Source organism: Bacillus cytotoxicus NVH 391-98 (assembly GCF_000017425.1).
Taxonomy (GTDB): Bacteria; Bacillota; Bacilli; order Bacillales; family Bacillaceae_G; genus Bacillus_A; species Bacillus_A cytotoxicus.
In genome coordinates this window covers 3,134,048-3,148,495 of the sequence record NC_009674.1, presented here as the reverse complement: position 1 = coordinate 3,148,495, position 14,448 = coordinate 3,134,048, and the positions used below count along the sequence as shown (strand labels likewise).

Here is a 14,448-nt window from a genome sequence, read left to right as displayed (position 1 = left end):
GTCAGTTAGGTGGGGGCTACTGCTCATTAGAGTACAGAAGTCGGAAAGGAGTAGCAGAGGAACGATGGAGAATCAACATGCCATGGATTTGTTTGAGGAAGAGAGAAAGTTTATAAAAGCGCAAGTTCTTCATACTATTTTCCACAACGAAGAAAACCTCTATTCCGTTGTCAGTATGAAAGTCATTGAAACAAATGAAGCATATGACGAAAAAAAAGTAATGATCAACGGTCATTTTCCCCGTATGCATGAAGATGAAGTATTTACATTAACAGGGTATTTTAAAGAGCATCCTAAATATGGGAAGCAATATCAAGTTGAAACATTTAAAAAAGAATTGCCCCAAACGAAAACAGGAATGGTGCAATATTTAGCGAGCGATTTATTTAAAGGAATTGGGAAGCGAACAGCTGAAAAAATTGTCAATCATCTTGGAGAACACGCCATTTCTAAAATTATGGATGATCCGGCTGCGCTAGAAGGTGTCGTCAATAAGCAAAAAGCGCAAGAAATATATGAGACGATCATTGAGCATCAAGGGCTTGAAAAAGTGATGAGCTTTTTAAATGGTTATGGATTTGGGACAAAGCTTTCCATTAAAATTTATCAGCAATATAAAGAAATGACACTAGAAGTTATTCGAAATAATCCGTACCAGTTGATTGAAGAAGTTGACGGAATTGGCTTTGGAAGAGCAGACGATATAGGACGTGCTCTTGGGATATCAGGAAATCATAATGATCGTGTACGAGCGGGATGTTTTTATACGTTGGAGAATGTATCGCTTCAATATGGTCATGTTTATATGGAGAAGGAGCAGCTTGTACGTGAAACGATGTCTCTTTTAAATAACCGAGAAGGGACTGTGACGGAAGAAGATATTGTGCAATGCATCGAAATGATGCAAGGCGAAGGGAAAATCATTATAGAGGAAGAGCGTATTTATTTGGCTTCTTTATATTATTCTGAGAAAGGTGTTGTGAAGTCGATTCATCGCCTGATGAGCCAAAAAGAAACGCCGTCATTTCCCGAGGCAGAAGTGTTGTTAACGTTAGGTAAGATCGAAGAGCAGATGAAAGTACAGTATGCACCGCTTCAGCAAGAGGCGATTCAAACAGCACTTCATCAACCGATGATGCTGTTAACCGGTGGCCCAGGAACAGGAAAGACAACAGTTATTAAAGGAATTGTCGAAATGTATGCATCGCTACATGGATTATCGTTAAATCCTAAAGATTATAGCGATGATAATCCATTTCCGATTTTATTAACAGCTCCAACAGGTCGTGCGGCAAAGCGAATGAGCGAATCAACAGGTCTTCCTGCATGTACAATTCACCGTTTGCTTGGTTGGACGCCCGAAGGCTCGTTTCAGCGAAATGAAACAGATCCGGTGCAGGGGAAACTTCTTATTGTCGATGAATTTTCTATGGTCGATATTTGGCTTGCAAATCAGCTTTTGAAATCATTGCCGACAAATATGCAAGTCATTATTGTTGGCGATGAAGATCAATTGCCATCTGTAGGACCGGGACAAGTATTAAAAGATTTATTAAACGCCGGTATCATTCCAACGGTAAAACTGACCGAAATTTATCGGCAAGCTGAAGGGTCATCTGTTGTTCAACTTGCTCATGCGATAAAGAATGGAACATTACCGCCAGATGTAACGAAAAATAAACAAGATCGTTCCTTTATTGCGTGCACGGGGAATCAAATTGTTGATGTTGTAAAACGAGTGTGTGAAAGCGCAAAAGTAAAGGGATTTAGTGCAAAAGATGTGCAAGTGTTAGCACCTATGTATCGCGGATCGGCAGGGATTAATGTGTTAAATGAGGCATTGCAACAAGTCTTTAACCCGAAACAAGAAAAGAGTAAAGAAATTGCTTATGGTGATGTTGTATATAGAAGAGGCGATAAGGTTCTTCAATTAGTCAATCAACCGGAAAGTCAAGTGTTTAATGGAGATATTGGCGAAATTATTTCTATATTTTACGCGAAGGAAAATGTAGAGCAACAAGATATGGTTGTTGTTTCATTTGATGGCATTGAAGTGACATATACGAAGGCTGATTTGAATCAAATTACACATGCATATTGCTGCTCCATTCATAAGTCGCAAGGGAGTGAATTTCCGATTGTAATTATGCCGATTGTAAAAAGTTATAACCGCATGTTGCGTCGGAATTTAATTTATACGGGTATTACAAGAAGTAAAAAGTTTTTGATTATCTGCGGAGAAGAAGAAGCTTTTCGATCTGGAGTGAACCGTCTCGATGATGCCATGCGGCAAACAACTTTAGGAAGTCGTTTGCAAGAGGCAAAAGGCGAAGCACAGATGGTTGTTATTAATGGAGAAGAAATGGACGTGGAAAACATTTCACCGTATGATTTTATGTAACGAGGTGAAATTATATAGTGAAGCTTTCAAGTGTATCATATTGAAAGTTGCTAACATGTATAAATGAATGCAGTTTGGACATAATGGCGAATAGAATCTGGGAGAACGTAAGGAGATGGAAGCCATATGTTTAGTTGTCCAAATTGCAAAGGAAAAGATATTGGAAAAATCGGTGTGAATCAATTTTATTGTTGGAATTGTTATATCGAATTATCGATTTCAAAGGGGAAAATCCATACACATCAAGTAGAAGAAGATGGTTCGTTAAGTTCTCTTGATGATTTATTTGATGAGGATGAAAGAACGATTGGATAACGAAAAGGGGGATTTACTTTGAATCTACGCAATTCATTTATTGCATTAGGAATTGGAGCGGCAGCATATCGATATGCTCGCAAACAAGATTTGTTTTCAAAGCGCAATATGAAAAAAGCACGCAAAATGATTAAGTCGTACTTGTGACGGCTTTTATAAAATGAAAAACTCCCTAAAAATGCAGGGAGTTTTTTTATGCACTTATATGCAAATAAAAAAGTCCGATTTCTGAAAATACATGAGAAAGGCCGTAACAACCAATGCCAAGTACACCATAATACCATAAATGTTTTGCGCGCTCTTTACGTGCTGTATGTGTAAAGAAACCTTTCCAAATTCCTAGACCAATGCAAATCCATTCAAGAATCATACAAAGTGCCGACAAGCTAAGCATAAACCAGACCATTTTGTTCCTCCTGACTATCATTTTATTATGTTGTAGTCTCAGAGTAGTTGTTCTTGTTAGGTTAAATATATGTCCATCTTTTAGAAACAGTATGGTCTGTCTGAAAATATTTTAGTCCAATGATTTTTTAAAGTTTTGCACATAACCTGCTCGGTTTCTTTTCAAAATAAGAGAAGAGGAGGTTTTTCGTTTGAAGAATCTTAAAATCATTTGGATTTATCGACTAGGGTTATTGTTATTAGTATTTTTATGTTTACTTGTTTTTTTAAAAATCAAACCATTATGGGCGCCTATTATATTTGTATGTAAAGTAGCAATTACACCGTTTTTCATTGCTTGTTTTATAGCTTATTTACTGCATCCTTTAATTGAGAAGTTACATAAACAAGGAATGCCTCGTACCCTTGCGATTTTACTCATTTATATTCTCTTTTTTGGCGGCCTTGGTTACGGGATTTATAAAGGAACACCAGTTGTCATTAGCCAGTTGCAAGAAATGAATAAGCAATTTCCTGAGTTTATGAAAATGTACGATTCATGGATGGATGGTGTCACAGAACAAACGGATAATTTCCCTTCGTTTATTCATGATAAAGTAAAGCAAATTTTTGTTGGAATTGAAATGAAAATACAATCCTTATTAAATAAAGTGATGAGTACGGCCCGCGGTGTGCTTGACTCTTTGCTCATCATTTTTCTTATTCCGTTCATTGTGTTTTACATACTGAAAGATTATGGGGCATTTTATCATGTTTTTTGGAAATTAACCCCTTATAAATGGCGAGATACGGGACAAATATTAGCCAAAGAAATCGATAAATCATTAGGGAGTTATATTCGCGGACAATTATTTGTTTGTTTAGTTTTAGGTGGTGTGTCCGCTCTTGCATTTTGGTTTATCGGTATGAAATATCCATTGCTTCTTGGGATTGTTGTCGGGGTTACAGATATTATTCCATACTTTGGTCCTATTTTAGGAGCTATTCCAACGTTAATGATTGCAGCAACAGTATCTACAAGTTTATTCATTAAAGCTGGGATTGCACTAGCAATTTTGCAATTTGTTGAAAGTAATATTTTATCTCCGTATATTGTTGGGAAATCGTTGCGCATGCATCCAGTTGTCATTATGCTTGCCTTGCTTGTTGGTGGCGAGGTAGGTGGAATTGTCGGTCTTTTAATATCTGTTCCAATTTTAGCGGTTATTCGAACTGTAGTTGTTCATATCAAGCCTCTTTGGAGCCGTTGACAAATAGAAACGAATTCGCTACAATTTTGGCATATAGTAGAAACTTATGTCAGTTTCCATCATAAAATGTATTTTATACTGATTTGAAATTGATGACGGAACGAGTATGTCATAGTCCATTTGTAGAGAGAAACTTCCATTGGCTGAAAGAAGTTTTAAATGAAGGATGACAGAACGCTACTCCTGAGAGCAGCTAATCCCTGCCGTCTTGCCACGTTACGGCACCATGAGGTGATGAAATAAATGCATATTACCGTATGCAATCTAGCTTCAGCGTCTAAAAGCTCTGAAATTTCCCAATCTCACGGAAAGACAAAAAGCGTCTTTCTGTTCGACTGGTTCAATTTCTTCCGCTTTTAAGCGAGACGCTTCCGCTTTTTATTTCATAATTAGGGTGGTATCGCGAGTTAACTCTCGTCCCTTTTATAGGGGCGAGAGTTTTTTGTTTTTATGGAATTTTTTAAAGGAGGAAATGTAGATGAAACAATTAACAGGCGCACAAATTCGTCAAATGTTTTTAGATTTTTTTAAGGAAAAAGGGCATGCGATTGAACCGAGTGCATCATTAGTTCCACATGAAGATCCATCTCTTTTATGGATCAATAGTGGCGTAGCGACATTAAAAAAATACTTTGATGGACGTGTTATTCCACAAAATCCACGTATTACAAATGCACAAAAATCAATTCGTACCAACGATATTGAAAACGTTGGGAAAACAGCTCGTCACCATACATTCTTTGAAATGCTAGGAAACTTTTCAATCGGTGATTATTTTAAAGAAGAGGCAATTACATGGGCTTGGGAATTTTTAACGAGCGACAAATGGATTGGATTCGATAAAGAATTATTATCTGTTACAATTCACCCAGAAGATGAAGAAGCCTTTACAATTTGGCATGAAAAAATAGGTGTTCCGAAAGAACGTATTATTCGTTTAGAAGAAAACTTCTGGGATATTGGTGAAGGACCAAGTGGACCGAATACTGAGATTTTCTATGATCGCGGTGAAGCTTATGGTAATGATCCAAGTGATCCAGAATTATATCCTGGTGGTGAAAATGAGCGATACTTAGAAGTATGGAACCTTGTGTTCTCTCAATTTAACCATAACCCAGACGGTTCTTATACACCACTTCCAAAGAAAAACATCGATACAGGAATGGGCCTAGAGCGTATGACATCTATCGTTCAAAACGTGCCTACAAACTTTGATACAGATTTATTCATGCCGATGATTGGTGCAACAGAATCAATCTCTGGTGAGAAGTATCGTAGTGGCGACGCAGAGAAAGATATGGCATTTAAAGTGATTGCAGACCATATTCGTACTGTAACATTTGCTGTTGGTGATGGGGCTCTTCCTTCTAACGAAGGTCGTGGTTATGTATTACGTCGTTTATTACGTCGCGCTGTTCGTTATGCGAAAAAATTAAACATGAACCGTCCATTTATGTATGAATTAGTACCCGTTGTTGGAGAAGTGATGAAAGACTTTTATCCAGAAGTTCTTGAAAAGAAAGATTTCATTGCAAAAGTTGTGAAAAATGAAGAAGAGCGTTTCCATGAAACACTTCATGACGGTGAAGCGATTTTAGCAGAAGTAATTGCAAAAGCGAAAGAAGAAAAAACAACCGTTATTTCTGGAGTAGATGCATTCCGTCTATATGACACATATGGATTCCCGGTTGAATTAACAGAAGAATATGCTGAAGAAGCTGGTATGACAGTTGATCATGCAGGATTTGAAGCAGAGATGGAAAAACAACGTGAACGTGCACGTGCGGCTCGTCAAGATGTTGATTCTATGCAAGTTCAAGGCGGTGTTCTTGGGGAAATTAAAGTAGCAAGTGAATTCGTTGGTTACGGCACTGTTGCAACAGAAAGCAATGTAGTGGCACTTGTGAAAAATGGTGAGTATACAGACAGCTTACAAGCAGGTGAAGAAGGACAATTAATGCTTGATGTAACGCCATTCTACGCTGAAAGCGGTGGGCAAATTGCAGACAGTGGTTACCTTCTTACAGACGGTGTGAAAGTTCTTGTAAAAGATGTACAAAAAGCACCAAATGGTCAAAACTTACACAAAGTAGTTGTGGAAGAAGGAGTATTAACGAAAGATGCAACTGTGAAAGCTGTGATTGATACGAAAAATCGCAGTAGCATTGTGAAGAACCATACAGCAACTCACCTGTTGCATCAAGCTTTAAAAGATGTGCTTGGAACACATGTTAACCAAGCGGGTTCTCTTGTTACAGCAGAACGTTTACGCTTTGATTTCTCTCACTTCGGTCAAGTACAAGCTGATGAATTAGAAAAAATTGAGCGTATTGTAAACGAGAAAATTTGGGAAAGTATTGATGTGGAAATTTCTCAAAAGGCAATTGAAGAAGCAAAAGAAATGGGTGCAATGGCATTATTCGGTGAAAAATATGGAGATGTTGTTCGCGTTGTTCAAGTTGGTGATTACAGCTTAGAACTTTGTGGTGGTTGCCATGTTGATAACACAGCTTCTATCGGTATTTTCAAAATTGTTGCTGAGTCTGGTATCGGTGCAGGAACACGTCGTATCGAAGCAGTAACTGGTAAAGCGGCATACGAATTAATGAACGATCAAGTAAGTTTATTAAAAGAGGCTGCAGGGAAAATGAAAACAAATCCGAAAGATATTTTAACAAGAGTGGATGGTTTATTTGCTGAGGTGAAACAACTTCAAAAAGAAAATGAATCTCTTGCTGCTAAGTTAAGTAATATTGAAGCTGGAAATTTAACAGATGCAGTTGTCTCAGTGGATGGGATTAATGTATTAGCGACGAAAGTAAATGTTGCAGATATGAATAACTTACGTACAATGATGGATGACTTGAAAAATAAGTTAGAATCTGCAGTAATTGTATTAGCAGCTGTAAATGATGATAAAGTAAATATCTTAGCAGGTGTAACGAAAGATCTAGTTGGTCAAGGATATCACGCGGGAAAACTTGTAAAAGAAGTTGCCTCTCGCTGCGGTGGCGGCGGTGGTGGCCGTCCTGATATGGCTCAAGCGGGCGGTAAAAATCCAGCGCAAGTAGACGAAGCTCTAGCTTTTGTACAAGAGTACGTTAAATCTGTTTCAAAATAAAGAGAGAGTAGTGTACAATAGTAGGGAGAGGAAATAGTCTTCTCCCTATATTTACTACTTGATAAGTGAGGTGCTTTAAATGGACGGTTTTGATAAAACAATGAAGTTTAGCATTCAAGATGAAAAACAGAGTGTCCATGTAAATGATGTACTTTTAACTGTGTATGATGCACTTCAAGAAAAAGGCTATAATCCGATTAATCAAATTGTCGGTTATTTATTAAGCGGAGACCCAGCATACATACCTCGTCACAAAGACGCGCGTAATATTATTCGCAAACTAGAACGTGATGAGTTAATTGAAGAACTTGTGAAGTCTTATTTGAAGCAACATCGTGAGGAGTAGTTTATGCGAATATTAGGTTTAGATGTTGGTACAAAAACAGTTGGCGTTGCAATTAGCGACGAAATGGGCTGGACCGCGCAAGGTTTAGAAACGATTAAAATTAACGAAGAACGAGAAATTTTCGGTTTTGATCGAGTTTCTGAACTAGTAAAACAGTATAATGTGGACAAGATAGTAGTAGGGTTGCCAAAGAATATGAATGGAACAATCGGTCCGCGCGGTGAAGCTTGTCAAAGATATGCTGAAAGTTTACGTGAACTTTTGCAACTAGAAGTTATACTTTGGGACGAACGCTTGTCAACAATGGCAGCGGAACGACTTCTCATTTCGGCTGATGTAAGCCGAAAAAAACGAAAGCAAGTCGTTGATAAAATGGCTGCAGTCGTGATTTTACAAGGATATTTAGATAGCAAATAAGAGGTGACCAGAATGGAAGAAAATCAAATTACAATTGTTGACGAAAAAGGAAATGAGCATTTATGTGAAATTATTTTCACGTTTGATGCTGAAAAATTTGGAAACAAATCATATGTTGTGTTCTCACCAATCGGTGAAGTAGACGAAGATGGAGATCCAATTTATGATGCAATGGCATACGAGCAAAACGAAGATGAAGCTGGTGGTACATTGCTTCCAATCGAATCTGAAGAAGAGTGGGAAATGGTCCAAGAAATGTTTAACACTCTTGCTGCAGAAGACGAAGAAGAATAATATAAAAAAGATGGGCTGCATGTGCAGTCCATCTTTTTTATATTCATGTGTTCAATGAAAGATTTTTTGTCGAAACCATGTTGTAATTTATAGTATAATAATACGGATTGTATAAAATAACAACTATGTACAAATGAATGGAGCTTTGCTTTGGTGCTGTAGAGCATTGTATAGAAGATATACATATGGTCTACAATGGAATAAGGAGGAAGGACTTTGATACAAAATCAAATGAAGAAGAAGCGTAGACGCGTCGCTTTCGTAATGATTATTGCACTATTTGTATGTTGTGCGTCAGTCTATGCGTACATTTCATCTGCATTGAAACCGATTGATCGTAGTAAGAAACAGGAAATTGTAGTTGAGATTCCAAAAGGTTCATCTATAAGTCAAATTGGAGAAATCTTAGAGGAAAAGGGTGCCATTAAAAATGGTACGGTATTTAGTATTTATGCAAAGGCAAAATCGAAAAACCTTCAGGCTGGTACATACTTATTACATACTTCAATGAATGTAGATGAAGTGATGGAACAAATGTCATCTGGAAATGTACATCGTCCAGTAGCGTATAAAATAACGATTAAAGAAGGGACACAAGTTGTCGAAATTGCCGATACGATTGCGAAGGAATTAAAATGGAATAAAGATGATGTAGTACGTCAATTAAATGATAAATCATTTGTTCAAAAATTGCAGCAAAAGTATCCGGCATTATTAACAAATAAAATTTTTGACAGCAACATAAAATATCCGTTAGAAGGCTATTTATATCCAGCAACATACTCTTTTTATAAAAAAGATACAACATTAGAAGAAATTGTAACAGCAATGCTTGAAAAAACAAACGCACTTATTGTGAAAAATGAAGCGAAAATGAAGGAGAAAAATTTTGATGTTCATCAGCTGTTAACGTTATCTTCTTTAATTGAAGAAGAAGCAACAGGATTTACAGATCGTCAAAAGATTGCTAGTGTTTTTTACAATCGTTTAACAAAAGGAATGCCATTACAGACAGATCCGACTGTATTGTATGCGCTTGGAAAGCATAAAGAGCGTGTATTATATAAAGATTTAAAAGTAAATTCGCCATATAATACGTATGTGGTAAAAGGGCTTCCGGTTGGACCGATTGCAAACTCTGGTAAGCAGTCTGTACAAGCAGCGTTAGAGCCTGCACAAACGGATTATTATTATTTCTTAGCAGCACCAAATGGTGAAGTGTATTATGCAAAAACATTAGAAGAACATAATGCACTAAAGCAGAAATACATTACACAAAAATAATGAAATGAGAAGGATAGCGAAAAAAGTCGCATATCCTTCTTTTTTATGTTAAAATATATCGGGTTAAAAAGTGGCAGAAGAATCGTTTTTAATATTAAAACGGGACGTACAAGCTAAGGGTGAAGCAGGCTTGTATTTTTATTGCATTCTATGTGTGAAGAAAGACTGACACGTCATAGAGGCACTTCTCCGTATAAATAAGGAGGACCATTTATGAAGGATGCAGTTAACGAATACTTATTATCATTTATTACTGAAAAAGACGAACTTATTCTTGAAATGGAAGAATATGCGAGTGAACATCATGTGCCGATTATGGATCGCCTTGGTATGGAATTTATGCTTCAATTTTTACGTTTGATTGAACCGAAAAGCATATTAGAGCTAGGAACAGCAATTGGTTATTCTAGTATTCGTATGATGCAAGCAATTCCAAATTCACGCATTGTGACAGTAGAGCGCAATAGTGATCGATATGAAAAAGCACTTGAATATATAGAGCGTTCTCCTGTTAAAGAACGCATTTCCGTTATTTACGGTGATGCATTAGAAACGGGCGAGCAAGTAAAGGAACACGGAACGTTTGATGTTATTTTTATTGACGCTGCAAAAGGACAATATCGTCGCTTTTTTGATTTATATGAGCCGTTATTAAATCCAGGTGGCGTTATTATTTCAGATAATGTGTTATATCACGGACTCGTAACGACAAAAGAGAAGATTGAAAATAGACGTACACGTGGTTTAATTCGCCGTATTAAGACGTATAATGAATGGCTTATGAACCATAAGGGATATGATACGACAATTTTCCCGATTGGTGACGGAGTAGCAGTGAGCAAAAAGAAAGGATGACAAAGGTATGAAAAAACCTGAATTGTTAGTAACACCAAGAGTGATTGCAGATATTGAACCTCTTGCGAAGGCAGGGGCAGATGCGGTTATAATTGGTGAACAAGAGTTTGGCTTACGATTAGCTGGTGAGTTTTCTCGTGAAGATGTGAAGCAAGCTGTAAATATTGCGCATGAGCACGATATGAAAGTTTATGTAGCGATGAATGCTGTGTTTCACAATGAAAAAGTAGAAGCTTTAAAAGACTATGTTTCATTTTTACGAGATGTACAAGTAGATGCGATTGTTTTTGGAGATCCAGCTGTACTTATGACAGCTCGTGAAGTAGCACCGAACATGCCGTTGCATTGGAATACAGAAACGACGGCAACGAACTGGTTTTCATGTAATTATTGGGGACGTAAAGGGGCAAAACGTGCTGTGCTCGCACGTGAGTTAAGTTTAGATGAAATTATTGAATTAAAAGAACATGCAGAGGTAGAAGTAGAAGTACAAATTCACGGTATGACATGTATGTTTCAATCAAAACGCTCACTAGTTGGGAACTACTTTGAATATCAAGGACGTCATTTGGAAATTGAAAAGAAAAAATACGAAGAAAATATGTTTTTATATGATAAAGAACGTAATAATAAATACCCAATTTATGAAGATGCAAATGGTACGCATATTATGAGTCCAAATGATATTTGCTTTATTGATGAATTAGATGAACTAATCGATGCAGAAATAGATTGCTTAAAAATTGATGGTGTATTAAAAAGCTCTGAATATATTGTTGAGGTTACAAAGAAATACCGTAAAGCAATTGATTTATGTGTAGAAGATCGCGATGCGTATTATGACATAAAAGACAATTTATATAAAGAGATAGAAGAGATGCAACCAGTAAATCGTCCGCTTGATACAGGATTCTTCTTTAAAGAAACGGTTTACTAAACGAGGAGGGTGTAGAATATGACAATGCAAGAAATTTCACGAGTAATTGATGGCAAGCGCGTTATTGTGAAGAAACCTGAATTGTTAATCCCAGCAGGAAATTTAGAGAAATTAAAAATAGCTATCCATTACGGTGCAGATGCTGTATATTTAGGTGGGCAAGAATTTGGTCTTCGTTCCAATGCTGGAAACTTCACATTAGAAGAGATGGCAGAAGGCGTTGAATTTGCTAAGAAATATGGTGCAAAGATATATGTAACAACAAATATTTTTGCACATAATGAGAACATGGAAGGGCTAGAAGAATATTTAAGAGGCATTGAAAAAGCTGGTGTAACAGGTATTATCGTTGCAGACCCTCTTATTATTGAAACATGTAAGCGGGTCGCACCTTCTGTTGAAGTACATTTAAGTACGCAACAATCACTATCTAACTGGAAAGCAGCGCAATATTGGAAAGAGGAAGGATTACATCGCCTTGTATTAGCGCGTGAAGTTGGATATGAAGAAATGAAAGAAATAAAAGAACACGTTGATATTGAAATTGAGGCATTTGTCCATGGGGCAATGTGTATTGCGTATTCTGGAAGATGTACATTAAGTAACCATATGACAGCACGCGACTCTAACCGCGGTGGTTGTTGCCAATCTTGTCGCTGGGATTACGACTTAATTCAAACAGTCTCCCAACATAAAGATGCACAAGAATTATCGTTGTTCCAAGAAGGAGATGCTCCTTTCGCGATGAGTCCGAAAGATTTAAATTTAATTCTTTCGATTCCAAAAATGATTGAGATCGGAATTGACAGCTTAAAAGTTGAAGGACGTATGAAATCTATCCATTACATTGCAACTGTAGCAACGGTATATCGTAAAGTAATCGATACGTACTGCGCAGATCCTGATAATTTTGAATTTAAACAAGAATGGTTAGACGAATTGGATAAATGTGCAAATCGTGACACAGCTCCAGCTTTCTTTGAAGGTGTACCAGGATATCAAGAACAAATGTATGGAAATCATAGTAAGAAAACAACGTATGATTTTGCTGGTTTAGTGTTAGATTATAATGAAGAAACAGGCATTGCAACAATCGAACAACGTAATTATTTTAAACCAGGCCATGAAGTGGAGTTCTTTGGACCAGAAATAGAAAACTTTACACAAACGGTGGAGAAAATTTGGGATGAGGATGGAAATGAATTAGATGCAGCAAGACACCCGCTGCAAATCGTGAAAATCAAAGTGGATCGACCAGTGTATGTGAACAATATGATGCGCAAAAGCATATATCAATAAGAAAGAGTGGTAGTTGAATGGGGACGAATAAGCCTGTTGTAATTGGAATTGCTGGTGGTTCAGGATCAGGTAAGACAAGCGTAACAAAAGCAATTTTTGATCATTTTCAAGGTCATTCCATCTTAATTTTGGAGCAAGATTATTATTATAAAGACCAAAGTCATTTACCTATGGAAGAACGTTTAAAAACAAATTACGATCATCCATTAGCTTTTGATAATGATTTACTAATCGAACACTTGCACCAATTACTTGCATATAAAATGATTGAAAAACCTGTATATGATTATACTTTGCATACGCGTTCTGAGGAAGTGATTCCGGTTGAACCGAAAGATGTCATTATTTTAGAAGGGATTCTTGTACTAGAGGATCCGCGCCTTTGTGAATTAATGGACATCAAACTTTTTGTTGATACAGACGCAGATCTTCGTATTTTACGTCGTATGCAACGCGATATTAAAGAGCGTGGACGCACAATGGATTCGGTCATTGAACAATATGTAAATGTTGTACGCCCAATGCATAACCAATTTATTGAGCCTTCTAAGAAATTTGCGGACATCATTATCCCAGAAGGGGGACAAAATCACGTTGCAATTGATATTATGGTTACAAAAATCGCAACAATTCTTGAAGAAAAAGTGAATTTGTAATAGCATAGTAAAAGATATTCGATAGGAAGGGATTTTTTCCTTTCCTATCGAATACAATGATACATGCAACCCCATCTGTATATAGATGAGGGCATATTTATATCAACTTTCCATACATATCTTCTTTATATGAGGAAGAATTAGAAAAGACGGGGTTGTATGTGACAACTCCGCTAGTGCATATGTACTAGAAACCTCCGCTATTGGAAATGCGGAGGAGTTTTCATATTTGAACTCCTCTTTTCTCGGGGGATTGGTATATAAAAGGAGTGGAAAAAGAATGGCAACAGAAAAAACATACCCTATGACACAAGAGGGTAAAGAAAAATTAGAAAACGAACTAGAACAATTAAAAACAGTAAGACGTAAAGAAGTTGTAGAACGTATTAAAATTGCACGTAGCTTCGGGGACCTTTCTGAGAACTCTGAGTACGATGCAGCGAAAGATGAACAAGCATTCGTAGAAGGTCGTATCACGCAGTTAGAAAACATGATTCGTAATGCAGTAATCATTGAGGATACTGGCGAAGAATCTACAGTTGTTACATTGGGGAAAACAGTAACATTTAAAGAACTTCCAGACGGAGATGAAGAAGCTTACACAATCGTTGGTAGTGCAGAGGCTGATCCATTTGAAGGAAGAATTTCTAACGATTCTCCAATTGCAAAAAGCCTATTAGGTAAGCAAATTGGTGAGAAAGTAGTCATCCAAACACCAGGCGGAGAAATGCAAGTTGAAATTATCTCTGTAAAATAATAAAAAAAGTTCACTCATAGGAGTGAACTTTTTTTATTTTCACTGAGAAGCTCCTTCTCTAAACGAAGGAAAGGCAGATTATAAGTGAAAATTGCTATATAAACATCTGTA

The 14,448-nt window shown here is 37.0% G+C and carries 15 protein-coding genes; 14 read left to right on the top strand and 1 reads right to left on the bottom strand.

Features of this window, described 5'->3' with window-relative positions; translation table 11 throughout:
* Positions 1-64 precede the first annotated feature (64 nt).
* From recD2 to BCER98_RS15655, 3 genes are all read left to right on the top strand, one after another.
* Complete coding sequence (gene recD2, locus BCER98_RS15665; protein WP_041810038.1) at positions 65-2,401, top strand: SF1B family DNA helicase RecD2; 2,337 nt, start codon at positions 65-67, stop codon at positions 2,399-2,401.
* 126 nt (positions 2,402-2,527) lie between these two features.
* A complete protein-coding gene (locus tag BCER98_RS15660) occupies positions 2,528-2,716 on the top strand; it encodes a hypothetical protein (RefSeq protein WP_012095566.1) in 189 nt (62 codons plus the stop codon).
* Positions 2,717-2,734: 18 nt separating this feature from the next.
* Positions 2,735-2,863 (top strand): YrzQ family protein, encoded by a 129-nt coding sequence (locus BCER98_RS15655; protein WP_012095565.1) that lies wholly within the window; start codon positions 2,735-2,737, stop codon positions 2,861-2,863.
* Between the two features lie 46 nt (positions 2,864-2,909).
* Here BCER98_RS15655 and BCER98_RS15650 read toward each other — a convergent pair whose 3' ends face one another.
* Positions 2,910-3,122: a hypothetical protein gene (locus tag BCER98_RS15650; protein WP_012095564.1), complete on the bottom strand. Its 213-nt coding sequence runs from the start codon at positions 3,120-3,122 to the stop codon at positions 2,910-2,912.
* A gap of 190 nt (positions 3,123-3,312) precedes the next feature.
* On the opposite strand from BCER98_RS15650, the gene BCER98_RS15645 reads away from it, so the two are divergent.
* From BCER98_RS15645 to greA, 11 genes are all read left to right on the top strand, one after another.
* Positions 3,313-4,371, top strand: coding sequence for an AI-2E family transporter (locus tag BCER98_RS15645; RefSeq protein ID WP_012095563.1), 1,059 nt, complete (start codon positions 3,313-3,315; stop codon positions 4,369-4,371).
* Positions 4,372-4,849: 478 nt separating this feature from the next.
* A complete protein-coding gene (gene alaS / locus BCER98_RS15640) occupies positions 4,850-7,492 on the top strand; it encodes an alanine--tRNA ligase (RefSeq protein WP_012095562.1) in 2,643 nt (880 codons plus the stop codon).
* A 79-nt stretch (positions 7,493-7,571) separates the two neighbouring features.
* On the top strand, positions 7,572-7,838 hold the full coding sequence (locus BCER98_RS15635; protein WP_012095561.1) for an IreB family regulatory phosphoprotein: 267 nt from the start codon (positions 7,572-7,574) through the stop codon (positions 7,836-7,838).
* 3 nt (positions 7,839-7,841) lie between these two features.
* Positions 7,842-8,255: a Holliday junction resolvase RuvX gene (gene ruvX, locus BCER98_RS15630; RefSeq protein ID WP_012095560.1), complete on the top strand. Its 414-nt coding sequence runs from the start codon at positions 7,842-7,844 to the stop codon at positions 8,253-8,255.
* Between the two features lie 12 nt (positions 8,256-8,267).
* Complete coding sequence (locus BCER98_RS15625; RefSeq protein ID WP_012095559.1) at positions 8,268-8,549, top strand: DUF1292 domain-containing protein; 282 nt, start codon at positions 8,268-8,270, stop codon at positions 8,547-8,549.
* Positions 8,550-8,765: 216 nt separating this feature from the next.
* Positions 8,766-9,833: an endolytic transglycosylase MltG gene (gene mltG, locus BCER98_RS15620; RefSeq protein WP_012095558.1), complete on the top strand. Its 1,068-nt coding sequence runs from the start codon at positions 8,766-8,768 to the stop codon at positions 9,831-9,833.
* Between the two features lie 213 nt (positions 9,834-10,046).
* Positions 10,047-10,688, top strand: coding sequence for an O-methyltransferase (locus tag BCER98_RS15615; protein WP_012095557.1), 642 nt, complete (start codon positions 10,047-10,049; stop codon positions 10,686-10,688).
* Positions 10,689-10,695: 7 nt separating this feature from the next.
* Positions 10,696-11,625, top strand: a complete 930-nt coding sequence (locus tag BCER98_RS15610) for a peptidase U32 family protein (RefSeq protein ID WP_012095556.1) — start codon at positions 10,696-10,698, stop codon at positions 11,623-11,625.
* Positions 11,626-11,643: 18 nt separating this feature from the next.
* Positions 11,644-12,924, top strand: a complete 1,281-nt coding sequence (locus tag BCER98_RS15605; protein WP_012095555.1) for a peptidase U32 family protein — start codon at positions 11,644-11,646, stop codon at positions 12,922-12,924.
* A 17-nt stretch (positions 12,925-12,941) separates the two neighbouring features.
* Entirely contained in the window at positions 12,942-13,580 is a 639-nt protein-coding gene (udk, locus tag BCER98_RS15600) for a uridine kinase (protein WP_012095554.1), read from the top strand.
* 280 nt (positions 13,581-13,860) lie between these two features.
* Positions 13,861-14,337, top strand: a complete 477-nt coding sequence (gene greA / locus BCER98_RS15595) for a transcription elongation factor GreA (protein ID WP_012095553.1) — start codon at positions 13,861-13,863, stop codon at positions 14,335-14,337.
* The last annotated feature ends 111 nt before the right edge of the window (positions 14,338-14,448 follow it).